Below are 22,831 nucleotides of genomic sequence, written 5' to 3'. Positions count from 1 at the left end.
GACCAACCGAGAGGCGAGCCGGCGTGTCGGTGTCCATGATCGGACCGGTCGTGAATGGCGTAACGGCCGGATGGATCCGAAGCGGCGGCGGGCTCCTGCTCTGGCAGAGCAGGAGCCCGAGCCTTCGTCTAGCAGGTACCTGCGGGAAGACGAGCGCATCCACATAGCCGACCGGCTGCGGGAGAAGGCCACGGTCCGCGCGATCGCCGCCGAGCTGGGCCGCAGCCCGTCCACGATCAGCCGGGAGATACGCCGCAACGGCACACCTGTGCGCGGTGACCTCACCCGGTGGGCCTACCGTCCCCACGCCGCTCAGCGCCGGGCCATCGCTCGCCGGCCCCGGCCCAAGCCCGGCAAGATCGGCCAGAACCCCGAGCTACGGGACTTCATCCAGGCCCACCTAGCCATGCGGTGGAGTCCTGAGCAGATCTGTCACGCTCTTCGCAGACGGTTTTCCGACCGGCCGGAGATGCACGTGGTCCACGAAACGATCTACCAGGCCCTCTACGTCCAGGGCCGCGGGGAACTGCGCCGTGAGCTGGCCCGAGCTCTGCGCACGGGACGGGCCCGGCGCAAGCCGCACCGCCAGGCCGCCGCCCGGCAACCGCGCTTCACCCACCCCATGGTCATGATCAGCGAGCGGCCCGCCGAAGCGGACGACCGCGCCGTACCCGGCCACTGGGAAGGCGACCTGATCATCGGCAAGGACGGTGCCTCCGCCATCGGCACCCTGGTCGAACGGGCCACCCGCTACGTCATGCTCGTCCACCTGCCGACCGGCCGCAGCGCCGAGCACGTCAACACCGCCCTGCAGACCACCGTCCAGACCCTGCCCCGACACCTGATCAAGTCCCTGACCTGGGACCAAGGCTCCGAGATGGCCGCCCACCACGCCTTCACCCTGGCCACCGACATCCCCGTCTACTTCTGCGACCCCGCCAGCCCCTGGCAGCGCGGCTCCAACGAAAACACCAACGGCCTGCTGCGGCAGTACTTCCCCAAAGGCACCAACCTGGCCGCCCACAGCCGCGAGCACCTGGACACCGTCGCCGCCGAACTCAACAGCCGCCCACGCAAAACACTCGACTGGCAAACCCCAGCCGAACGCCTGCATAAACTGCTCACGACCTGAACAACCAACCACGTGTTGCAACGACCCCTGGAATCCGCCCACGGCTGCGGGTGTTCTCCGCCGCCGCTCAGCTCGTGACAACCAGACGGCGCCGTATCCTCCGGCTCGCGGCCCTGCTGAGCCCCCGCTGACCAGCAACTACCCAGTCCCTACGAACAGCACCACCCGACCGGAGCCTCGGAACCCGGCACCCACCCGACGCGACAGCCCGGCCACTGACGTGCCCACCGCCAAGCCCGGCAGCCGGAAACGACCCGTAGCGTATCCGACGCTCTGTCACGAAAGATGCGAGTCAAGTGGGGTGCGTTTCTATTCAAGAATTCTCCGTAGGAGCATGAAGGACGCGGGCCCGTGGAGGTAGTCCGTTTGGCCAGTCAAGTCGTGCGACAGCAATCCGTGATTGCGCCGTGCATGCACTAGTGCCGTGCGAGGCCGGACGCCCAAGGACAGTCACCGTAACGGTGTCTTTCCCTCGGGTGAAGCGCACACCTCGGAGCGTCACGCAGGCGGGCATGTTGACGGTGATGGTGGCGGCTCGTTCGGTCGTGACCGTTTGTGGGCTCTTCCATGACAGGCTGATATCCGTTCTCTCTTCCGCTGTCGTGACGACGGGGAGCGCCTGTTGGGGACGAGGAATGGACATGGTGTGATCCGGCACAGGGTGACGTCCTGCGGGACTGGTTGACGACTGTCTTCCACCCAGATTTCCGCAGGCGGTCAACGTGATTGCCGCGACCGAAACCACACACGGGACGATCGCACGAACGAACCACCGGTCCGTCATCCTAGCCACGTAGTGCCTCCATGGTTTACGTTTTCATGGTCCGTATGCGACGATCGCGCGGACCTTCGGGGCGGGGGACTTCAATGAGACGCGGAGAGGCCGCAGCAGGTTCCAGGGCCAACCAGGACGACAGCCCGCTCCAAGAGGGAGCAGGCTGTCGTTGCGCGCAGGGAATGCCATCGCTCCCATCAAGGGTCAGCTAGAACTCTCCGGATAGGCGTTGAGACTGATGTCTACAGACCCCATGTCGGCGAAATCCAGGGTGAGACCGTCCGCCGTGCCGGCACTGATGATCCCCAAGGGGTGATGCGGGGTCCCGGAAGTGTAGACCGGGCCGCCACTGTCGCCCGATTGGACTAGTGTCCCACCAACCCCTTCCGCCACGTCGAGATTGCACACCTTGACGATGGTGCCGTCGTCGTTGACGTTTTCGCAGACGTTTGTAGCCGTCACCATGCCGTAGCAGCTCTGAAGGGTAAAGGAGCCGTCTGCACAGATTTTCTGCCCCACCGAGACAGGGCTGACGGAGCCAACATTCTCGAGAGCCGTGCTGGTCGTATAGACCTGCGGCCAGAATCCATCGGGATTCCCGGTGTCGTTGAGGAGCTCCGCGTCTGACTTCCCGTTGCCCCATATCCTGGTGTAGGCGGAGCCCATAGTTCCGGTATAGTGGATGGTCTGGGCGGATTCGTCGTAGTACCCCTGCCGCCAACTCAACCCAGTAGGGCCGCAGTGACCGGCCGTCCCCATAGCGGGTGAACCGCTGCTAGTGACGAAGTCGAAGTTCACCGTGCACTCGACGATGTACTGGACACCATCGATCGTTTGCGTGGATACGATGCGGTCACCTCCAGCGTAAGGGACCGAGTCGAGCAGCCGGGTCGGCGTACTCGCCGCGGTGCCCGACTTTGTCACGCCAGTGTCTCGCAGTTCGGGTGTCCGATGCGAATAGCTCACCGGCCCGTCGACTTTAGTGCGCTTGTCCATCGTTTTATGCTGCTCTTCTTGGGCGACGGTGACGCGATCTCCGAAGTCCTCAGAAGCCAGCTTCACCAGTCGTGGCTTCACCTTGTTCAAGCCGATATGGACGGTATCGGTGCGAGGATCCGCATACCAGATGGTGAGGTTGTTTCCGGCTTCCCGAGCAAAGGCCTCCGAAACTCTGTCGCGGGTCTCCTGGAGCGTGGCCATGCTGTACCGCGCAGCTTGGGTCGAGAGGGTCCATTCCGGCCCGGCACTCTCCGATCTTGCGGTAGTCGCCGTGGACCTGATCGCGAGGTCTGAAAGGCTTTTTTGCGCCTTCAACGAAGTTGCCCCACCAACAGTGAGAACGTGCAGGGTGTGCGTCTGCTCATCCAGGTAGGATCCGCCGAATTCAGCCGGATGGTCTTGGATGTACGAACTCACGGAACCGAGCGCTGAGGCGCTTATTGAAACCTCGTCCAGCGGGTTCTGCGCAGCGTCAGCAGGGGTAACGAATAACCCCGAGAGTAGAGCAGCTGCGGCACCCGCAGAAAGGAGCATGGGTCTGGGTATCGCCATGAAACAACCTCTCACTAGGAGCACTTGCGGCCGGGGAGCCTAGCCCTGCAGGAGAGCACCCACAAGGGTGCGTGGGGAGCGTCGAGCTCGGCCAACTGCCATGCAGCGGCGAACTGCGACCCGTGTGTGCGAATCGCAGTCAGTGCCCAAGAGCCTGCTACGGCGGTGTCGGCCGGGCGGGAGACGGCCGGGTCGAAGTTCACCGGCCCGAAAACGGCAGGTCCAGCCCTCATTGCCATGACATCGGCCATACGATCCCCGCCCACGGCGGTCGCGAGCGTGAGGTCCAAGAGGATCTTGCCCGGATCGTGCACCGCCCACGCACACCACGCGGCGAGCGCCGCCGACAACGCGGCATCCATATCTGCGCCTTGCCAGTCGACAGGGTCACCCATGAGGAGAATTTTAGTAAGTCTTGGTTGGTTCCTGTGTGGTTTCAGTGATCATCTGGTGATGATGAGCTGTCAGCTCACCGGTCAGTGACGGTGGCGTAGGTGGGGGAGGACGCATCGCATGACGTGGCAGCGGCTCCTGTACCCGCGTCAGCGATGTCCTCACTTCTCTATCGCAAAGGATTCGCACGTTAAGGCGAAGACGCCCGCCCGGCTTAGGGACTCGATCCCGGTACTCCCGCACTTTCAGCTCCCTGGTCCTGGCCCTCGCCCTGGGCGCGGCCTGCGTGGTCGCCGGCTCGGCACCGGCATCGGCCGGCACCTGCAAGGGATCGGCCTGCACCGGACAGAGCCCCGTGACGATGGGGTGCGACGGCGACGCCCGGCTCCTGGAGGAGATCGACGACACGGATCTATCCCTCCGCTTCTACTACTCCGGCACGTGTGACGCCTCCTGGGCATACCTCACCGTCGATCCGAAATCAGAGCTGTGGCCCCGGGCCGCGAACATCTTCTACGTGCCGCAGCTCGGTGGCAGCGAAGCCTCGTACTCAGCCGGATACGTCAGCTCGGACGACGTGGCCAAGCCGACGCCGATGGTGGGTGGCAACGCGATGGCCAAGGGCTGCGCGGCCGAAATGGGGGCGGGATTCGACCCGGCGCCGGAGACCTGGAAGCAAGAGGGCACCACCGGAGTGTGCACCCAATGGCACTGACACGGAGCAGAAACACGGCGGGTGCCCGCAGGCGCGCCTCGCGCCGGACGGCACGGATGGGAATGCTGACCTGCGCCGTACTGGCCGCAGGGCTGCTGCCCGCTGCGGGGGTGACAGCGTCCGCCCAGGCAGCGGCACAGGACGAGGAGGGCGGTCGCCCGCCGTCGGCGGCGGTCCGCCAGCGCAGGCGGCCTGCCGCGTCACAGTAGTAGTTCTGCACGACGGTCTGCAGGACCCGTGTGCCGACGCGTGTCGTGAGAGCCGAGGGGAACCGATCTGCGAGCGAATCCCGGAACGCGTGGATGATCTTCAACTTGCCCAGGCTCGAGGACGGATGGCAGAGGGAAATTCGTCGTTGCTGGCATAGTAGAACCGCCTACAGCAGAGCGAGTGGCAGCTGATCGCTGCCCAGATGGAGCAGGGAGCGAGTCCAGCGCCTCCTGGTGGAGTGGTCGCATAAGCCCAGCGCCAGTCATCCGAAGCCCAGGCTCCAGGGTCCTCGCCGGCGGCAAGCCGTTCGAGGAGCGCGCGCTGCCGTTCCTTCAGGGCGGACCACCCATACACAGTCTCCGGCCCGCACCTCCCCGGCCGAGCCTGGATAGAGCCGAGAAAGTATCCGTCAGCGCTGGGAGTCCTCTGGGACTTCTCTGGGACTTCCGGCCTCATAAACGGGCACGAGCGTGAAACAGCCGAAAGTTCGTCTGCGCAGGTCAGCGTCCCACGGTCGCCAAGCATTGCAGGTCACAGGGTCGACTGGTCCCTTCCGGGACATCTGAGCCGCCGGAACCGTGCCGCCGCGCCCCTCCCGACCCGTGGACACCCGGGGCGGGCGGGGTGCGGCGGCGCTCTCGTGTCCCCTCCGGCTCTTCTCGTGTCCCCTCCGGCACTCTTGGGCTCCCTTCCGCGGTCTTGCGGGTCCCCTCCGGTGGCCTTGTGCTCCCTCCGGCGCTCTGCGCCCGCACCCGGGGGCCGGCAGTGGTAACTTCCGTATACAAGGTGTATGCACTGTCAGGGGGTAGCGGTGGCGTCCGGTCGGGAGAAGGCCTACGGGTATCTCAAGGACACCGTGCTGACCGACCCGGGGATGCAGGGGGCGTTCCTGTCGGAGCAGGAGATCGCCGACCGTATCGGGGTGTCGCGGACTCCGATCCGTGAGGCGCTGCTGCTGCTCGCGGCCGAGGGCCTGGTGGAGCTGGTGCCCAAACGGGGCGCCCGGGTCTCGCCCCTGAGCGGGCGGGAGATCGGCGAGCTGATGGAGCTGCGCGGCATCGTCGAGCGCTACGCGGCCCAGCGGCTGATCGCCACCGCCCGGGTCCCGGTGGCCCGGATGCGCGAGCTGCTGGAGCGCCAGCGCGGCCTGACCGGCCCCGACCAGGCGCGGGAGTTCATCGCGGTGGACCACCGCTTCCACGCGACGCTGGTGTCGACGGTGGGCAACGCCCTGCTGGACCGGCACTACGAGGGGCTGCGCAGCCGCCAGGTCAGGGCCGGCGTGGCGGCGCTGTACAACCAGCGGGGGCGGCAGGAGTCGGTACTCCAGGAGCACGAGGCCATCCTGGACGCCCTCGCCGCGGGCGACGCCGAGGCCGCGTGCGCGGCGATCGACGGCCATCTGGACTCGACGCTCAAGGTGCTGCTCGCGGGCTAGACGACGGTCAGGGCGAGGACATCGCGGCACTCGACCGCGTCGGGCGTCCGCGTGGGGCGTCCGCGTCTGGCGTCCGCGTCGGGCATCCCGGCCGCGACGGGTCGCAAGTGCACCCCGTGACCTGCGAAACGTCCCGTGGCGGACCCGGCAGGAGAATCCGCCCCGCCCCGTCGCCCCCGCCGGCACCCCCGAACGCTTCACAGCTGTAACGAGTGCCACAGGAATGAATATTCGAATGCTGGACAGGGGCCCTCTGACGGAAGGGCATTCTTGTGACGACAGCTGCGCACGATCCAGGTGAGACGGCTCGCACGAGCCCCGGCACACGCCGCTTCCTGCGGCGCCTGACCGCCGCCACCGGCGGAGGCATGTTCATCGACGGTTTCGTCTTCGCCTCGGTGGCCTCGGCGCTGGCGGGCACGGCGATGGCCCGCGACATCGGTGTCACCTCGACGTGGAACTCGCTGATCTCGTCGTCGACCCTGATCGGCACGTTCTTCGGCGGGCTGTTCCTCGGATACGTCACCGACCGCCTCGGCCGCCGGCCCATGCTCACCATCGACCTGTCCGTGTTCCTCGGCTCCGCCGTGCTGATGTTCTTCGTGACGTCGGCCTGGCAGGTGTTCGCCCTCGGCCTGGTCATGGGGCTCGCGGTCGGTGCCGACTACTCCATCGGGTCACCGCTGCTCGCGGAGTTCGCACCCACCAGGAAACGGGGCAACTACCTCGGCATCCTGGAGATCCTCTGGAACGTCGGCTACGTCGTCGCGTACCTCGTCGGATACGTGATCAACACGAACTGGCCGAACGCCTGGCACTACACGCTCGCCGCCAGCGTGGTCCCCGCCGTCGTCTGCCTGCTGATCCGGCACGGCCTGCCCGAATCGCCCCGCTGGCTGATCTCCAAGGGGCGGCACAAGGAGGCCGCCGACATCGTCGAGCGGGACCTGGGCATGTCCATGGGCGCGGAGGACTGGCGCGACGAGCAGGCGGAGGAGACCCGCTACCGGGAGCTGTTCTCGCCCGACTACATCCGGCGCACGGTGTTCACGTGCGTCTTCTGGATCTGCATCGTCCTGCCGTACTTCGCGCTGACGTTCTTCCAGCCGACCGTCCTCAGGGCGATCGGGCTCGACGGCAGCGCGCTCGCGGGCGCCCTGCTCGGCACCGTCATCGCGCTGGTCGGCGCCACGACCGGGTGGTTCCTGGTCGACCGGGTGGGCCGGCGGACCATCCTGATCTGGCCGATGTTCGGCTGCGCGCTCGCGCTGTTCCTGGTGGCGCTGGGCTCGTTCCTGCCGGTGTGGCTCGCGACGGTGTGCTTCTTCGGCTACCTGTTCTCGTACGGGGTCATGAGCATCCTGCCCGGCATCTACCCCGACGAGGTCTTCCCGACGTCCATCCGCACCTCGGGCGTGGGCCTGTCGTCCGCGGCCAGCCGGATCGGCGCCGCGCTGGGCACGTTCCTGCTGCCGATCTCGCTCGACCACCTCGGTCTGAGCTGGTCGATGGTCTTCATGGGCGTCGTGTCGCTGATCGGCGGCGTCACCTCGCTGGTGTGGGCGCCCGAGACGAACAACGTACGGCTGACGCAGTCCGGCCACCGCCAGGCGGACGCCAAGGGCTGGTGGGTGAAGACCCCGCTGGTCCCGCACCGCCAGGGCTGACCCGCGGCCGGGACCCGTCCGGTGGTCAGCTCCGCCGGGCGGGTCCGGCCCCGGTGCGATCGGTCAACTCGGCCGGGCGGGTCCGGCCCCGGCGCGGGCGGACACTCAGGCCGCCGGATCGCCGGGATAGGTGATCACCAGCATGGTCACCCCGTCCCCCGAGGTCCACGGGCCGTGCGGCATGCCGGGTGGCCGGCAGGCGTACATGCCCGCGGTGAAGGTCGCGTCGAGCGTCAGGTCGTGCAGCCCGCCCTCAAGGAGGTACACCTCCTCCCAGAAGTCGTGCCGGGCCACCCCCTGCGCCGAGGTGTCGGTGCCCGGCGCCCAGCGGACGAGCGCGGTACGGCTCCCGGTCGCGGGGTCCAGTGCCAGCTCCCGCTCCTCCACTCCCCGGTCGGCCCCCTCGGGCACCGCCCAGGGTCCGCCGGGCAGCTGGAACTCCCGCTCGGGCTTGCTCATCGCCACACCTCCGGCCGCCGGTTGGCCAGCACGGACGTCTTCTCGCGGACCGCCGCCACCTCGTCGAGGTCGAGATCGGCCACGAGGAGCTCCGGCGCGGCGCCCAGCGCGTGCCGCACGCTCCCGTCGGGGCCGACGATCCGGCTGTGCCCGATGCCGGTCGGCGCGGAGCCCTCCGCGGCCTCCGGCTCGGCCTGGCCGGCCGCGGCGACCCAGAGGGTGGCGTCCAGTGCCCGGGCGCGCACCAGCAGCTCCCACTGGTCGAGCTTGCCGGGGCCGGCGCCCCAGGACGCCGGCAGCAGGCTGGCGACGGCCCCGGCGTCGGCGTGCGCGCGGAACAGCTCGGGGAAGCGCACGTCGTAGCAGGTGGCGAGGCCCAGCCGGGCGCCGTCGACGTCGATGGTGACGATGCGCTCGCCCGGCGCGACGGTGCGGGACTCCTGGAAGCCGAACGCGTCGTAGAGGTGGATCTTGTCGTAGGAGGCCTCGACGCCGGGGCCCGTGGCGAGCAGCGTGTTGGCCACGCGCCCGTCCGGGGCCGGGGTGAACATGCCCGCCACGACGACCGTGCCGTGGGCGTGGGCGATGGCGCGCACCGCCTCGGCCCAGGGGCCGTCGAGGGGCTCGGCGAGGGGGGCGAGCGGGGTGCCGAAGCAGGCCATCGCCGCTTCGGGGAAGACGACGACGCGGGCCTGCTCGGCGGCGGCGCGTGCCGTCCACTCCTCGATCAGCCGGAGGTTCTTCTCGGGGTCGGGACCGGTGGTGAGCTGGCACAGGGCGATGCGCACGGCTGCTTGGCTCCTTCGCTGGATCGGAGGGCGTCTGCGGGGTTTGTGGGCGGGCGTGGCTCAGACGGCGTCCGCGGGCTTGTGGGCGGGCGTGGCTCAGACGGCGTCCGCGGGCTTCTGGGCGGGTGTCGCGGCGAGCATCGCGTCCTCGTCGGCGGCGGCCTGGGCGCCCCGGCCCAGGTACACGCCGGCGAGGGTGACGACCGCGGTCACGGCGATGTACAGGGCCAGCGGCACCCAGCTGCCGTACGCGCTGAGCAGGGCCGTGAACAGCAGCGGGGCGACGGCGCCGCCGATGACGCCGGCCAGGGTGTACGCGAGCGAGGAGCCCGTGTAGCGCAGCCGGGGCGAGAACTGCTCGGCGATGAAGGCCGCCTGCGGCCCGTAGAGGAACGAGTGGATGGCCAGCCCCACGACCACGCCCGCCGCGAGCGGGACCCACCCGCCGCCCGCCATCGGGAAGAACACGAACGGCCACACGCCGGCGGCGACGGCCGCGCAGCCGTAGAGCAGCCGGCGGTCGACCCGGTCGGAGACGGCGCCGGCCAGCGGGATCATGACGACCTGGAGCGAGGATCCGATGAGGACGGCGGCCAGCGCGGACCCCCGCGACATGCCGAGCTCCTCGGTGGCGTAGGTCAGGACGAACACCGTGAACATCGCGTACAGCACGTCGGGGGCGACGCGGCAGAGGACCGCGGCGGTCAGGGCGCGGGGCTGGGTGGTGAAGACCTCCTGGACCGGCGCGCGGGGACGCGACCGCTCCGCCTCCATGGCGCGGAAGACCGGAGTCTCCTCCAGCCGCACGCGGATCCACAGGCCGAAGCAGACCAGGACCGCGGAGAGCAGGAACGCCACGCGCCAGCCCCACGACTCGAACTGCGACTCGGTGAGCAGCGCGCCGAGGGCGGCCAGCACCCCGTTGGCCAGGAGGTTGCCGGCGGGCGGGCCCACCTGGGCGGCGGAGGCGTAGAAGCCGCGCCGTCGCGGGTCGCCGAACTCGCTGGACAGCAGCACGGCCCCGCCCCACTCGCCGCCCACGCCGACGCCCTGCGCGAACCGCAGCAGCACCAGGGCGATGGGGGCGGCGACTCCGGCGGTGGAGTACGTGGGCAGCACGCCGATGAGGAACGTCGCCGCGCCGATCAGGACCAGCGTGGCGATCAGCACCTTCTTGCGGCCGATCACGTCGCCGAGGCGCCCGAAGACGATGCCGCCGAGCGGCCGCGAGACGTATCCGACGGCGTAGGTGGAGAACGCGAGGAGGGTGCCGGTCAGCGGGTCCTTGGACGGGAAGAAGTGGTCGCCGAAGACCAGGGCCGCGGCGGCGGAGTAGACGGCGAAGTCGTACCACTCCAGCGCGGTGCCCGTGAGGCTCGCGGCGAAGGCACGGCGGACACCGGAGTGGTGTCCGGGCGCCGGCGGGCCGCCCTGCGGGGTGTCGTGCATGGTTCCCATCCTTGCGTCTCGGCGGACATCGAGTCCTGGCCTTCTGGCGGACTTCGAGCTTCCGGCCCTTTGGCCCTCACGGCATACTTCTTGTATACAGGTCGTATGCGCAACCCCCTGCGCGAGAAAAGCCGGCCGCCCGCACACGGCTGCCGCGCTGCCGTGACCAACCACTGGAGCGCCGCATGGCCCAGCTGACCTTCGAACTGCCCGACGGGACGACCCGCGAGGTGGACGTCACCCAGCTCCTGAACGCCGGGTACGCCGGGCGCAACCAGGAGGACGTCGCAGCCCACGTCGCGGAACTGGCCGAGCTGGGCGTGCCCGCACCGTCCGTGACACCGGCGCTCTACCCCGTGGCCCCGTACCTCGCCCAGCAGACCGGGCACGTCGCGGCCCAGCACGGGCGCACCTCGGGCGAGGCGGAGTGGGCCCTGGTGGTGGCGGACGGCGGGGAACTGCTGCTCACGGCCGCGTGCGACCACACCGACCGGGACCTCGAAGTGCACGGCGTGGCCTGGAGCAAGAACGCCGCCCCGGACGTCCTGGCGCGCCGCGCCTGGCGCCTGGCCGACGTCGAGGACCGGCTCGACGACCTGACCCTGCGCGCCTGGGTGACGCACGGCGGCACGCGGAGCGAGATCCAGCACGGCACGCTCGCGGAGCTGCTCACCCCCGGCTACTGGCTGGAGATACTGCGTGCCCGCGAGGTGCTGGCGCCCGGCACCGTCCTCGTCTCCGGGACGATCCCGATGGCCGCCGGCGTCGACCAGTTCGCCGAAGCCTGGCGCGTGGAGCTCGGCGACCCGGCCACCGGCGACACCATCGCCCTGTCCTACGACGTGCGGCCGATGCCGGAGCCCATCGGCTGAGCGGACTCCTCGCACTGCGGGTGGCGCGTCCTCCCGCGCCCCCGGCGGCGCGCGCCCGCGCACTGCCGGCGCCTTCGCGCACCTCCGGCGGCGCGTCCTCGCTCCCTCCCGGCGGCGCGCCCTCACCCTGCTACGCGGCGCCGATGAACTCCCGCAGCAGCGCCACCAGCCGCTCCGGCTGGTCCTCGGCGATCAGCGTGCGGGAGTCGCCGATCTCCTCCAGGCGGCCCTGCGGCAGCAGCCGGGCCAGCCGGGCGCCGTGCTCGCGGGGCATCATCAGGTCGTCCTCCGCCCACACCACCAGCGCGGGCTTGTCGAAGCGCCCGAGGCCCTCGGCCGCTTCGAGGAGTTCCGTCCTGCGGATGTGGGTGGCGTAGTGGCGCAGGTCCGCGCGGATGGCCGGATCGGTGCGCAGCGGGCGCAGCCAGCCGTCGACGATCTCGTCGGGAACGGGGTGCTTGGTGAGCGAGCCCAGGCCGAGCGGCAGGCGGCGCAGCGGCCTCAGGCCCAGCACCCTGATCATCAGCCCGATGCCGCCGGGCGTCCGGGCGGCCACGCCGATCATCTTGCCGGGCAGGCCGGGCGGGTAGTTGTCGAAGGCCTCGCAGGACATCAGCACCAGCCGCGCCAGCCGCTCGGGGTGCCGGGCGGCGACGGTCTGGGCGCGGCCGCAGTCGCTCTCGACGAGGGTCACCTCGCGCAGGTCGAGCCGGTCGAGGAACTCGACGACCAGGTCGATGACGACATCGGGGGTGGGCGGCACGGCCATGGGCGTGCGGTGCGCGCCGTACGGCAGGGTCGGCGTGAGGACGCGGTGGTCGTCGCGCAGGCCGGGCACCACTTTGCGCCAGACCGTGGCGTCGTGCACCAGGCCGTGCAACAGGACGACGACGGGGCCCTCGCCGCCGGTGTCGCCGTAGCTGATGGTGCCCGCGGTGAGTTCGATCTCAGGCATGTACAGATTGCTCCTCGGTCCGGCGGTCCTGGCCGTGCGCCCGGCGGCCCTCCGGGACACACGATCACGATGCCATGCCGCCCGCGCCGGGCGCGGTCCGCCAGGGGCGCGCCCGCGCCGGCGCATGTCGCCGTCGGTACCGGTGCCGGCGCCGGTGCCGGGCGAGCAGGGCCAAGCCGGGCGTCCCCCAGCTGAGTACAGCCACGCCGGCCGTCCTCAGGCGAGTACGGCCACGCCGTCCAGCTCCACCAGCGCCTCCTCGTCCCACAGCCGGACCACCCCGATCAGCGCCATCGCCGGGTAGTCCCGGCCCGCGCGCTCGCGCCAGATGCGGCCGAGCCCCCGGGCGTGCGCGCGGTAGCCGGCGACGTCGGTGGTGTAGACGGTGACGCGGGCGAGGTCGGCGGGGGTGCCGCCGGCGGCGGCCAGCGCGGCGAGGAGGTTGCCCAACGCCACGTCGAACTGCTCGGGAAGCGTCTCGCCGACGACCCGCCCCTGCCCGTCCAGCGCCGTCTGGCCCGCGAGCATGACCAGCCGGGAGCCGGTCGCCACGACGGCGTGCGAGAAGCCGGTGGGCGGCGACAGCTCCGGGGGGTCGACCCGCTCCAGGGGGCTCACCGGTACGGCTCCGGGTACGGCTCCTCAGCGGCGCTCACCGGTACAGCTCCTTCGCGATGATCGTGCGCTGCACCTCGCTGGCGCCCTCGTAGATCCGCGGGGCCCGCACCTCGCGGTAGAGGTGCTCCAGGAGGTGGCCGCGGCTCAGGGCGCGGGCGCCGTGCAGCTGGACGGCCTTGTCGACGACGTACTGGGCGGTCTCGGTGGCCAGCAGCTTGGCCATCGCGGAGGTCCGGGCGACGCCGTCGTCACCGCGGTCGTACGCCGCGGCCGCCGCGTAGACCAGCATCCGGGCGGCCTCGGTGCGCGTGGCCATCTCGGCGACCTGGTGGGCGACGGCCTGGAGGTCGCGGAGGACCCCGCCGAAGGCCTCGCGCCGTGCGGTGTGGGCGATGGTGGCGTCGAGCGCGGCCTGCGCCATGCCGAGCGCGAAGGCACCGACGCTGGGGCGGAAGAGGTTCAGGGTGGCCATGGCGACCTGGAAGCCGCGGTCCGGCTCGCCGATCACATCGGCCCGGGTCACGGGCGTACCGTCGAACTCCAGGGCCCCGATGGCGTGCGGGGCGAGCATGTCCAGCGGGCTGCCGGTCAGGCCCGGCCGGCCGGCGGGGACCAGGAAGGCGGTGATGCCGCGGGCGCCCGCACCGGGTGTGGTACGGGCGAAGACGGTGTAGAAGTCGGCCTCCGGGGCCTGCGAGATCCAGCACTTGCCGCCGGTGAGCCGCCAGCCGTCGCCTCCCGGATCGGGGTCGGCGGCGAGGCTGAGCGCCGCGGCGTCGGAGCCGGCGTCGGGCTCGCTCAGCGCGAACGCGGCCACCGCGCGTCCGCTCGTCACCTCGGGCAGCCAGCGTTCCCGCTGCTCGGCCGTGCCCCACGCCAGCACGGGATGCGCGCCGAGACCCTGGAGGGCGAGGGCCGTCTCCGCGTCGGTGCAGGCGTAGGCCAGGGACTCCCGCATCAGGCAGAGGTCGAGCGCGCCGGACGTGAACAGCCTGCGCAGCAGGCCGTGCTCGCCGAGGGCCGCGAGCAGCGGCCGGTTGAGGCGGCCGGGCTCGCCCCGCTCGGCGACCGGGCGGAGCCGCTCGGCGGCGAGTGCCCTCAGCTCCGTGCACCAGGCGAGTTGCTCGGGGTCCAGCGCGAACGCGGGCGTCTTGGCCATCGGGTCCCCTTCAGATCCGCCATATCGCGAACCGTTGACTGTCGTCACCATCACGATACGCTCCATACGCGAGCCCACAACGACTTGCGCGAGCCCACCATCCCAAGGGGGCAAACCGCCCATGGACGCCGGGAACGCCAGGCAGAGAAGCACCGGAGCCGCCCCCGGGCGTGCTCCGGCTCCGGCAAGCACACCGCGCACGCCCGAACACCCCGGCGCGCCCCGGACCGCGCCGGAGGGCACCACGCCGGCCGCGGGGAGCGCGGAAAGCGCGGGGACCAACCCGGCCACAGGCATGGGCATCGGGGACACCGCGAGCCCCGGCACCGGGCACACGCCCGCGGCCACCGATACCGGGGGCACCCCGGACACAGGTGCCGCGCACACCGCAGCGACCCGTACCGAGAACGCCCCGGGCTCCGACCCCGGGGAGACCGCACACGCCCCGTACACCGCCCACACCGACACCTTCGCGCGCGACCACCTGCCGCCCGCCGCACAGCGGCCCGGCCTGGTCTTCGACCTGCCCGAACTGCGCTACCCGGCGCGGCTGAACTGCGGCGCCGAGCTGCTGGACGGCACGCTCCGGCGGTTCGGCGGCGAGCGGCCGGCGTTCCGGTCGCCGTCCGGCGAGGTCTGGTCGTACCGGCAGCTCCAGGACCGTGTGGACCGGATCGCGCACGTCCTGACCGGCCAGTTGGGCGTGCGGCCCGGGAACCGCGTGCTGCTGCGCGGCCCCACCACACCCTGGCTCGCCGCATGCTGGCTGGCCGTGATGAAGGCGGGCGCCGTCGCGGTCACCGTGCTGGCCCAGCACCGCGCCCGCGAGCTGGCCGCCATCTGCGGGATCGCCCGCGTCGGGCACGCTTTGTGCGACGCGCGCTCGGTCGACGACCTGGCCGCTGCCCAGGTGCCCGGGCTGACGATCACGACCTACGGCCAGGACGCGCCCGGGGATCTGACGCAGCGCTGCGCCCAGTTGCCGGGCCCCTCGCGCTACCGGGCCGTGGACACCGCCGCCGACGACATCGCCCTGATCGCCTTCACCTCGGGCACCACCGGCATGCCCAAAGGCTGCCTGCACTTCCACCGCGACGTGCTGGCGGTCGCGGACACCTTCTCCCGGCACGTCCTCAAGCCGGTGCCGGACGACGTGTTCACGGGCAGCCCCCCGCTGGGGTTCACCTTCGGGCTCGGCGGACTCGTGATCTTCCCGCTGCGCGCCGGCGCGAGCACGCTCCTGCTCGAACAGGCCGGGCCGCGCCAGCTGCTGCCCGCCATCGCGGAGCACCGCGTGTCGGTGCTGTTCACGGCGCCCACCGCCTACCGCACCATGCTGGACCAGCTGGACGGCCATGACATCACGGCGCTGCGGCGGTGCGTCTCCGCGGGCGAGAACCTGCCGGCGGCCACCTGGCGGTCCTGGTACCGGCGCACCGGCCTGCGGATCATCAACGGCATCGGGTCCACCGAGTTGCTGCACATCTTCATCTCCGCGTCGGACGGCGACATAAGGCCCGGCAGCACCGGCCGTGCCGTACCGGGTTGGCAGGCACGGGTGGTGGACGCCTCAGGGCGCGAGGTGCCGGACGGGCACCCCGGGCTGCTCGCGGTGCGCGGCCCGGTCGGCTGCCGCTACCTGGCCGATCCCCGGCAGAGCGCGTACGTGCGCGACGGCTGGAACGTGACGGGTGACACCTATGTCCGCGACCCCGAAGGCTACTTCCGCTACGTGGCACGCGCCGACGACATGATCATCTCTGCGGGGTACAACATCGCGGGCCCGGAGATAGAGGAGGTCCTGCTGCGCCACCCCGACGTGGTGGAGACGGCCGTGGTGGGCCGCCCGGACGAGGCGCGCGGGCAGATACCCGTCGCGTACGTGGTGCTGCGCGGCCAGGCCGTGCCGGACGCCGACGGGCTGCGCGAGTTCGTCAGGTCGAACCTGGCGCCGTACAAGTGCCCCCGCGAGATCGTCTTCTGCGGCACGCTCCCCCACACGGCGACGGGCAAGTTGCAGCGCTTCAGGCTGCGCGGGGCGGACGGCGGCCGGGCACCCGGCGGTTCCGGGCCGGCGGCGGGCCCCGGCGAGGATGACCCGCACACGCCCGGACCTGGCGTTCTAGAGTGATGACGTGTCCGAGCCGCCTCATCCCCAGCCCGTCAGCACGCACACCCCGCGCTCGCTGATCGTCACGTTCTACGGCGCCTACGGCCGTGGGTTCGAGGGGCCCGTCCCGGTCGCGGAGCTCGTCCGGCTGCTCGGCACCGCCGGGGTGGACGCGCCGTCCGTGCGCTCGTCCGTGTCGCGGCTGAAGCGCCGGGGGCTGCTGGTGCCCGAGCGCACCGCCGGCGGCGCCGCGGGATACGCGCTCTCCCCGGGCGCCCGGCAACTCCTCGACGACGGCGACCGCCGCATCTACGTCCACGAACCGCCGCGCGCCGGCGACGGCTGGGTGCTGGCGGTCTTCTCGGTGCCGGAGACGGAGCGCGCGAAGCGGCACGTGCTGCGCTCCCGGCTCGCGGGACTGGGCTTCGGCACCGCGGCACCCGGCGTGTGGATCGCGCCCGCCCGGCTGCACGAGGAGACCCGGCACACCCTGCGCAGGCTCGGCCTCGACCCCTACGTGGAGCTGTTCCAGGGCGCGCACCTGGGGTTCGCCGAGACGGCACGGTCCGTGGCGCGCTGGTGGGACCTGCCCGGCATCGCCGCGGAGCACGAGCGGTTCCTGGCCGCGCACGAACCGGTGCTTCTCGCCTGGCGGGCACGTGCGGACACCCCGGCGGAGGACGCCTACCGGGACTACCTCCTCGCTCTGGACTCCTGGCGCCACCTCCCGTACACGGACCCCGGGCTCCCACCGGAGCTGCTCCCTCCCGACTGGCCGGGCGGCCACTCCGCGGCGGTCTTCCAGGGCCTGCACGAACGGCTGCGGGAGTCGGGCGAGCGGTACGTGCGGGGCACGGACTGACCGGCGCCGGGCGCCCGGCTCACTCCAGGAGTCCGAGCGCGCTGTCCGGCCGGCAGTGCGGGCACGCGGACGTCCCCTCGGTCAGCGCCCGAACCGCCGCGGCACGGCCGACCGGACGCAATCTCCCCCCGGCGGTCGGGCACCCGCCCACGTGCACGTACACCGGAGGCCGGCCGTGCCCGATACCCATCTCGACCGTCCAGTCCGGCACCGGCGGCCTCTCCCGGTCCCCGCGCCGCCGCTCCGACTCACGCCGCTCCAGAAAGGCGATCTTCCGCCGCACCCTGTCCAGCATGTAGAGCAGCCAGGTCTCCAGAACACGGAGGCGCGGCAGGTCGGGCGGTAGATCGGACATGCGTTCGATTCTATGGTCCGCTACCCGGGGCCCTCGCGGGGGCTGCCGCAGCGCACGGGCCACGGCTGGAGGATGACCGGCTGATCCTGCTGGACTCGCAGAGGCTCCGGGTTCCGCGGAATCGGCGGGAACCGGCCACCACTCCCCCCATCAGACGGCCATCCACCGGCCGTTGACGACTCGATACGCCCTAGACTAGGTCGTGTCCGGCGGATCTTCGTGGGCCCGCGACTCCCCCACTGCCTGAAGGGCGTGGGTGGGGGTACCTCCCACGCCCGTTCAGGGCAGTGGGGGAGTGCCCCCAGTACCGCACCTCGCCGCGTTGTCGGAGTCATCCGGGTACGCCCAGTACGAGTATGATCCTCCGCCTTGCGATGCACGGCACCAGACGCCGCAGGCTGATCCACGAAGATCCGCCGGACACGACCTAGACGGCAACCCGGCGGAGCCAGTCCCGCAGCGACCGGGTGCCGTCCTCCCCCTGCATCGCCTGCTGGACGGCGCGAGCGCCGCCACGCAGCGGCCGGCTCGAACGCGCCTGCGCGATGGCCGCTTCGAGGAGGGAGCCGTCGACCTTCCCGATCGGGATCGGGTCGGTGGCCGCGCCGAGGGCGACCAGGCGGCGCGCCCAGAAGGGCTGGTCCGTGTGCATCGGCAGGGGAACCGACGGGATCGCGGCCCGCAGGGCCGCGGCGGCGATCCCCGCTCCCGCCTGGTGTACGACCGCGGCGGCCCGGGGCAGGAGCCAGCCGTGCGGCACATCCCCGACGTGGATCACGTGGGGGCTGTCCAGCCGGTCGGCGACCGGGCGCAGCTGCGCGCCCTGCACGATCGCGCGCGCCTTGCCCGATCGCAACGCCTCTTCCACCGCCCGCACGGCAGCCGAGTTCGGCGGAACGCTGCCGAGGGTGATCACGACGGGCGCGGGGCCGGCGTCGAGGAACTCGCACAGCGAGGCCGGCGCGTTCCAGTCCTCGGGCTCGGGGGGCCACCAGAAGCCGTCGAGGGTCAGGTGGGCGGGCCAGTCGGCCGGCCGGGGCAGCACGGCGGGGCTGATGCCGTGGTGGACGGTTCGCCCCTCGGCGTCCCGCCGGCGCTGTCCGGCGCGGCGGGCCTCGGGAGGCAGGCCGAGCTCGGAGCGTATCCGGGCGCAGGCCGGGTCGTAGGGCGTCGGAACGCGGCGCGCGATCCGCCCGGCGAGACGGTTGCCGGCCCGGCCGAGGTCACGCCGACTGAAGATCACGGGCGGATAGGCGGCGCTGGGCTGCCAGGGTTGCAGCAGCGCGTCGACGGACGGCACGCCGATGCCTTCGGCGATGTCGTGGCCATACGGGGCGATGCCGTTGGCGAGCACGGCTTCCGCGCCGGGTGCGGCGCGCAGCGCGGCGGTGGCGGCCCGGTCCATGTAGACCCGCAGCGCCGCGAGGTGGGCACGCACCCCCTCCGGGGCGCCGGCGCTGCCGTCCGCCTGCGGCCCGAGCGGCGCGCCGATCGGCGCGAGCGTGCAGCCGGCCCCGGTCACGAGCGGCTCGTACTCTTCGCCCGCCACGACGGTGACCTCGTGGCCGTCGGCGACGAACGCCGCCCCCAGCCCGGTCGCCGGCACGACGTCACCGCGGGTGCCGGGGCTCAGGATCAGAACCTTCATCGTGCCTCCACCTCGCCTGCCGCACGGCTTCCCGTCCGGTGTTCCCGACTTAGCGTTCACCGTTCGCTAACGGCGTTCTCGAATATAACGCGACGCATACACTGTTCGCAAAGAGGGGTACACGGAGGCGCCATGGAGTCGGATCTCATCTGGATGAGGCCGGGCAAGTCAGGGGCCGGACGACCGGCCGGCCGCACGCGCGAGGAGATCACCGAGGCCGCGGTGCGGGTCGCCGACCGGGACGGGCTCGACGGGGTCTCCATGCGCAACGTCGCCGCGGAGCTGGGGACGGGGGCCGGCTCGCTCTACCGGTATGTCGACAATCACGGCGACCTCCTCGACCTGATGGCCGACCACGTCTGCGGCGAGTACGACCTCCGCGAACCCTCCGGAGACTGGCTGGCCGACCTGGTGGGCCTCGGGCTCCAGGCCCGCGAGATCTACCGCCGCCACCCGTGGCTCGCCGAACTCACCCTCACCAGGCCGGCGGTCGGCCCCCATGGCATCGACGTCAACGAGCACTTCTTCGCCGCGCTCGCCGGCCACCCCGCGACCGACGGGGAGAAGCTGGTCGCGCTCGGGATCCTCAACGCGGTGGTCGCCGCGGCGGCACGCGCGGAGGCCTCCCCCGTCGACATGCTGCGCAGCGCCCGCTACGTCGCGCACGTGGCCGCCGAGGGCAACCACCCCCACCTCGCCGCCCTCAACCCCGCCCCCGGGGACGGCGACCCGTTGCCGGAGGCCCTGCGCCGGATCCTCACGGGCCTGCTCGGCTGACGGACGGGGGCCGCGTTTCGCATGACCGGTCGGTTCGGGAACCCGGCGGTGTCGGCCTCCTGGCCGGTTCGGGCTCGACGACGGCTCAGACGAGTTCGAGGCCCCCGTCGACCGTGAGGACCTGGCCGGTGAGCCAGGTGGTGGCGGGGTCGGTCAGGCGCACGATCCAGGTGGCCACCTCGTCGGGCTCGCCCCGGCGGCCGAGGGGGATGCGGGCGGCCTCGTCCTGCTTGATGTCGTCGACGGCCGCCTCGGGGAATCCGGCCGCCGCCAGGGCCTGGCTCTCGGTCGGGCCCGGAGCCACGGCGTTGACGCGGATGCCGTCGGGGGCGAGTTCCAGCGCCCAGCTGCGGGTGAGCTGTTCGAGGGCGGCCTTGGAGGCCGCGTAGTGCGCGGTGCCGGACGACGGCCGGTGGCCGTAGGTGCTGGAGACGTTGAGGATCGAGCCCCGACTGCGGCGCAGGTGGGGCAGCGCCCGGTGGGCCAGCAGGCTGGGCGCGGTGACGTTGAGGGCGAACAGGTCGGCGATGCCCGTGGCGGTGGTGTCGGCGAGCGGCATGAACGCGACGGCTCCGGCGTTGTTGACGAGCACGTCGAGGTGGTCCCATCGGCCGGTCGCGGCCCCGACGATCTCCTCGGCCGCCCCCGGGTCGCGCAGGTCGGCCGGGTGAACGGCGATTCCCGGGCGTCCGGCCGCGGTCTCCTCCAGGGCGTCCTTGCGCCGCCCCACGCCCAGCACCCGGGCGCCCGCGCGGGCGAAGGCGCGGGCCGTGGCGCGGCCGATACCGGATCCGGCCCCGGTGACGATGACGACTCGGCCGGTGAAGTCTGCGGGGGTCTGCACGCTCATGGCCTACCTCGGCGGTTGCTCGATGTTCCAGATCCTGATTATTCGATGTTCGTGAAACATCGAATAAATTACCATGGCCACCATGAGACATGTGCGGCATCCCGATCCGGACGAGATCGACCTGATGGATGTGATGGGGGCGCTCAACGACCCCACGCGGGTCGGCCTGGTACGCGTGCTCGCCGACGGCCGCGAGCAGCCCTGGGGCAATCTGCGCGTCCCGGTGGCCAAGTCCACGCTCAGCCATCACCTCCGCACGCTGCACGCCGCCGGCATCACCCGGGGACGGCAGGAGGGGACCCGCTGCTGGGTCACGCTGCGCCGGAACGACCTGGACGCCCGCTTCCCCGGCCTGCTGGACGCCCTCCTCGACGCGGCCGAGCGTGACGGCGTCGGCGACCATGTCGGCCTCGCCGGCGGGGAGCCGTCACCTGACCGGCACCACGGGCTCGCGGAGCCCGCCGGGGCCGTCGCCGACTGCTGAACGCGGAGGCCGGCCGCCGCCCGGTGGCCCGGGGGCGGTGCCCCAAGGCAGTGACCCGAGCGGCAGGCTCCGCGGTCCCGGGTCCCTTCGGCCGTGGCGGAAGGGACCCGGGGAGGGTCAGTAGGCGCGTGCCACGACGGCGACGTTGCCCGGCTGGTCGTCGCTGTCGGGGACCGAGCCGTCCGCCGCGACCAGGCACCGCACGGACACGCCCTGCTCGGCGAGCTTCGCCTCGCCCTCCGGGCCCAGCGCGTCCCAGCGGATGCGCCCCCAGCCGGTGCTCGCGGCCTGAGCCGCCTCCTCGATCGTGCTCACCTCGGCGGTGCGGCTCTCGCGGCGCTCGCGGGACTGCGCCAGCAGCAGCGCCTGGTCGTCCTCCAGCATCTCGGGCAGGAGCGCGGGCAGCGCGTCGATCGCCATCGGCTCCTTGCTGCCCGTGATGCGGCGGACCAGCACGGCGGTGTCGTTCTCCAGGTCGCGGGGGCCGACCTCGATCCGTACGGGCACGCCCTTGAGCTCCCAGTCGACCGCCCGGCGTCGGAACGGCGTGTCCGTGCGGTCGTCGACGCGGACGCGCACGCCCGCCGCCTTCAACCGGTCCCCGATCTCGCGGACCTTGGCCAGAACCGCGTCGTCGCCCTTGATGGCCACGACCACCGCCTGGACCGGGGCGAGGCGCGGGGGGATCCGGAGGCCGTCGTCGTCTCCGTGCATCATCACCAGGGCGCCGACCATGCGCGTGGTGGAGCCCCAGGAGGTCTGCCAGACGTACTCCTGACGGCCGTCCTTCGACAGGTACCGCGTGTGGAAGGCCTTGGCGAAGTTCTGCCCGAGTTCGTGGCTGGTGCCCAGTTGCAGGGCCTTGCCGTCACCCATCATGCCCTCGAGGGTGAGGGTGTTGATCGCGCCGGCGAACCGCTCCCTGACCGTCTTGCGGCCCGGCAGGACGTCCATGGCGAGGACGTTCTCCATGAAGTCGGCGTACACCTCGCGGTGGATGTGCGCGGCGTAGTCCCGGGCGTCCTCGTAGGTGGCGTGTGCCGTGTGGCCCTCCTGCCACAGGAACTCCGTCGTCCGCAGGAACACCCGCGGGCGCAGCTCCCAGCGCACGACGTTCGCCCACTGGTTGATGAGCAGGGGCAGGTCGCGGTAGCTCTGCACCCACTTGGAGAAGTAGTCGTTGATGATCGTCTCGGAGGTGGGGCGGACGACGACGGGCTCCTCCAGCTCCTTGCCGCCGCCGTGCGTGACGACGGCGAGTTCGGGAGCGAAGCCCTCGACGTGCTCGGCCTCCTTCGTCAGGTACGACTGCGGGATGAAGAGCGGGAAGTACGCGTTGTCGGCGCCGGAGTCCTTGATCCGGGCGTCCATCTCCTGCTGCATCCGCTCCCACAGGCCGTACCCGTACGGTCGGATGACCATGGTGCCGCGCACCGGGCCGTTGTCGGCCAGTTCGGCCTTGTTGACCAGGTCCTGGTACCAGCGCGGGAAGTCGTCCGCCCGGGGCGTGAGAACGGGTGCCTTTGCCATGGCGGGCAGAGTAAGGCGCGGGCACGCCCGTGCG

At 71.6% G+C, this 22,831-nt stretch carries 21 protein-coding genes; 9 read left to right on the top strand and 12 right to left on the bottom strand.

Annotated features, from left to right (window positions below; translation table 11 throughout):
- The first annotated feature begins 70 nt into the window (after window positions 1–70).
- Window positions 71–1,132, top strand: a complete 1,062-nt coding sequence (locus Sm713_RS30825; RefSeq protein ID WP_374195966.1) for an IS30 family transposase — start codon at window positions 71–73, stop codon at window positions 1,130–1,132.
- A gap of 979 nt (window positions 1,133–2,111) precedes the next feature.
- Here Sm713_RS30825 and Sm713_RS30820 read toward each other — a convergent pair.
- Together Sm713_RS30820 and Sm713_RS30815 are read right to left on the bottom strand one after the other, a co-directional pair.
- Entirely contained in the window at window positions 2,112–3,323 is a 1,212-nt protein-coding gene (locus Sm713_RS30820; protein WP_212913255.1) for a hypothetical protein, read from the bottom strand.
- 149 nt (window positions 3,324–3,472) lie between these two features.
- The gene (locus Sm713_RS30815) at window positions 3,473–3,853 is read right to left on the bottom strand and encodes a hypothetical protein (RefSeq protein ID WP_212913254.1); all 381 of its coding nucleotides are present in this window, start codon (window positions 3,851–3,853) and stop codon (window positions 3,473–3,475) included.
- Window positions 3,854–4,137: 284 nt separating this feature from the next.
- Here Sm713_RS30815 and Sm713_RS30810 point away from each other — a divergent pair, with 284 nt between their 5' ends.
- From Sm713_RS30810 to Sm713_RS30800, 3 genes are all read left to right on the top strand, one after another.
- Entirely contained in the window at window positions 4,138–4,566 is a 429-nt protein-coding gene (locus tag Sm713_RS30810) for a DUF2690 domain-containing protein (RefSeq protein WP_283249830.1), read from the top strand.
- 1,021 nt (window positions 4,567–5,587) lie between these two features.
- Complete coding sequence (locus Sm713_RS30805; RefSeq protein ID WP_212913252.1) at window positions 5,588–6,214, top strand: GntR family transcriptional regulator; 627 nt, start codon at window positions 5,588–5,590, stop codon at window positions 6,212–6,214.
- A 272-nt stretch (window positions 6,215–6,486) separates the two neighbouring features.
- Window positions 6,487–7,881: an MFS transporter gene (locus tag Sm713_RS30800; RefSeq protein ID WP_212913251.1), complete on the top strand. Its 1,395-nt coding sequence runs from the start codon at window positions 6,487–6,489 to the stop codon at window positions 7,879–7,881.
- Window positions 7,882–7,986: 105 nt separating this feature from the next.
- On the opposite strand, the gene Sm713_RS30795 is transcribed toward Sm713_RS30800, so the two are convergent.
- The 3 genes from Sm713_RS30795 to Sm713_RS30785 form a co-directional block, all read right to left on the bottom strand.
- A complete protein-coding gene (locus tag Sm713_RS30795; protein ID WP_212913250.1) occupies window positions 7,987–8,340 on the bottom strand; it encodes a cupin domain-containing protein in 354 nt (117 codons plus the stop codon).
- Window positions 8,337–9,128 carry a carbon-nitrogen hydrolase family protein gene (locus Sm713_RS30790; protein WP_212913249.1) on the bottom strand — a complete coding sequence of 264 codons (792 nt, stop codon included), beginning with the start codon at window positions 9,126–9,128 and terminating at the stop codon, window positions 8,337–8,339. The genes Sm713_RS30795 and Sm713_RS30790 overlap by 4 nt, the downstream gene beginning before the upstream one ends.
- Window positions 9,129–9,224: 96 nt before the next feature.
- Window positions 9,225–10,577, bottom strand: a complete 1,353-nt coding sequence (locus tag Sm713_RS30785) for an MFS transporter (RefSeq protein ID WP_212913248.1) — start codon at window positions 10,575–10,577, stop codon at window positions 9,225–9,227.
- 185 nt (window positions 10,578–10,762) lie between these two features.
- Between Sm713_RS30785 and Sm713_RS30780 the strand changes: the two genes are divergently transcribed.
- On the top strand, window positions 10,763–11,449 hold the full coding sequence (locus tag Sm713_RS30780) for a DUF2848 domain-containing protein (protein WP_212913247.1): 687 nt from the start codon (window positions 10,763–10,765) through the stop codon (window positions 11,447–11,449).
- 130 nt (window positions 11,450–11,579) lie between these two features.
- On the opposite strand, the gene Sm713_RS30775 is transcribed toward Sm713_RS30780, so the two are convergent.
- From Sm713_RS30775 to Sm713_RS30765, 3 genes are all read right to left on the bottom strand, one after another.
- The gene (locus Sm713_RS30775; protein WP_212913246.1) at window positions 11,580–12,404 is read right to left on the bottom strand and encodes an alpha/beta fold hydrolase; all 825 of its coding nucleotides are present in this window, start codon (window positions 12,402–12,404) and stop codon (window positions 11,580–11,582) included.
- Window positions 12,405–12,620: 216 nt separating this feature from the next.
- Window positions 12,621–13,022 (bottom strand): RidA family protein, encoded by a 402-nt coding sequence (locus Sm713_RS30770; protein WP_212913245.1) that lies wholly within the window; start codon window positions 13,020–13,022, stop codon window positions 12,621–12,623.
- Between the two features lie 34 nt (window positions 13,023–13,056).
- The gene (locus Sm713_RS30765) at window positions 13,057–14,181 is read right to left on the bottom strand and encodes an acyl-CoA dehydrogenase family protein (protein WP_212913244.1); all 1,125 of its coding nucleotides are present in this window, start codon (window positions 14,179–14,181) and stop codon (window positions 13,057–13,059) included.
- A gap of 295 nt (window positions 14,182–14,476) precedes the next feature.
- Between Sm713_RS30765 and Sm713_RS30760 the strand changes: the two genes are divergently transcribed.
- Both Sm713_RS30760 and Sm713_RS30755 read left to right on the top strand, forming a co-directional pair.
- Window positions 14,477–16,312: an AMP-binding protein gene (locus Sm713_RS30760; RefSeq protein WP_212913243.1), complete on the top strand. Its 1,836-nt coding sequence runs from the start codon at window positions 14,477–14,479 to the stop codon at window positions 16,310–16,312.
- A 4-nt stretch (window positions 16,313–16,316) separates the two neighbouring features.
- Window positions 16,317–17,153: a PaaX family transcriptional regulator C-terminal domain-containing protein gene (locus Sm713_RS30755; RefSeq protein ID WP_212913242.1), complete on the top strand. Its 837-nt coding sequence runs from the start codon at window positions 16,317–16,319 to the stop codon at window positions 17,151–17,153.
- A 19-nt stretch (window positions 17,154–17,172) separates the two neighbouring features.
- Here the strand turns inward: Sm713_RS30755 and Sm713_RS30750 are convergent, their stop codons facing one another.
- A complete protein-coding gene (locus Sm713_RS30750) occupies window positions 17,173–17,508 on the bottom strand; it encodes a DUF6233 domain-containing protein (protein ID WP_212913241.1) in 336 nt (111 codons plus the stop codon).
- 427 nt (window positions 17,509–17,935) lie between these two features.
- The gene (locus tag Sm713_RS30745; RefSeq protein WP_212913240.1) at window positions 17,936–19,156 is read right to left on the bottom strand and encodes a glycosyltransferase; all 1,221 of its coding nucleotides are present in this window, start codon (window positions 19,154–19,156) and stop codon (window positions 17,936–17,938) included.
- A gap of 132 nt (window positions 19,157–19,288) precedes the next feature.
- Here Sm713_RS30745 and Sm713_RS30740 point away from each other — a divergent pair, with 132 nt between their 5' ends.
- Window positions 19,289–19,933 carry a TetR/AcrR family transcriptional regulator gene (locus Sm713_RS30740; protein WP_212913239.1) on the top strand — a complete coding sequence of 215 codons (645 nt, stop codon included), beginning with the start codon at window positions 19,289–19,291 and terminating at the stop codon, window positions 19,931–19,933.
- A gap of 85 nt (window positions 19,934–20,018) precedes the next feature.
- Here Sm713_RS30740 and Sm713_RS30735 read toward each other — a convergent pair whose 3' ends face one another.
- Window positions 20,019–20,783 (bottom strand): SDR family NAD(P)-dependent oxidoreductase, encoded by a 765-nt coding sequence (locus tag Sm713_RS30735; RefSeq protein ID WP_212913238.1) that lies wholly within the window; start codon window positions 20,781–20,783, stop codon window positions 20,019–20,021.
- Between the two features lie 82 nt (window positions 20,784–20,865).
- Here Sm713_RS30735 and Sm713_RS30730 point away from each other — a divergent pair, with 82 nt between their 5' ends.
- Window positions 20,866–21,267 (top strand): helix-turn-helix transcriptional regulator, encoded by a 402-nt coding sequence (locus Sm713_RS30730; protein ID WP_308293202.1) that lies wholly within the window; start codon window positions 20,866–20,868, stop codon window positions 21,265–21,267.
- A 117-nt stretch (window positions 21,268–21,384) separates the two neighbouring features.
- Here the strand turns inward: Sm713_RS30730 and proS are convergent, their stop codons facing one another.
- Window positions 21,385–22,797: a proline--tRNA ligase gene (gene proS, locus Sm713_RS30725; RefSeq protein ID WP_212913237.1), complete on the bottom strand. Its 1,413-nt coding sequence runs from the start codon at window positions 22,795–22,797 to the stop codon at window positions 21,385–21,387.
- Between the last annotated feature and the right edge of the window lie 34 nt (window positions 22,798–22,831).

The sequence above is a fragment of the Streptomyces sp. TS71-3 genome, from assembly GCF_018327685.1.
GTDB lineage: Bacteria > Actinomycetota > Actinomycetes > Streptomycetales > Streptomycetaceae > Streptomyces.
The sequence above is the reverse complement of the archived record's forward strand: the minus strand, read 5'-3'. Positions and strand labels throughout refer to the sequence as shown.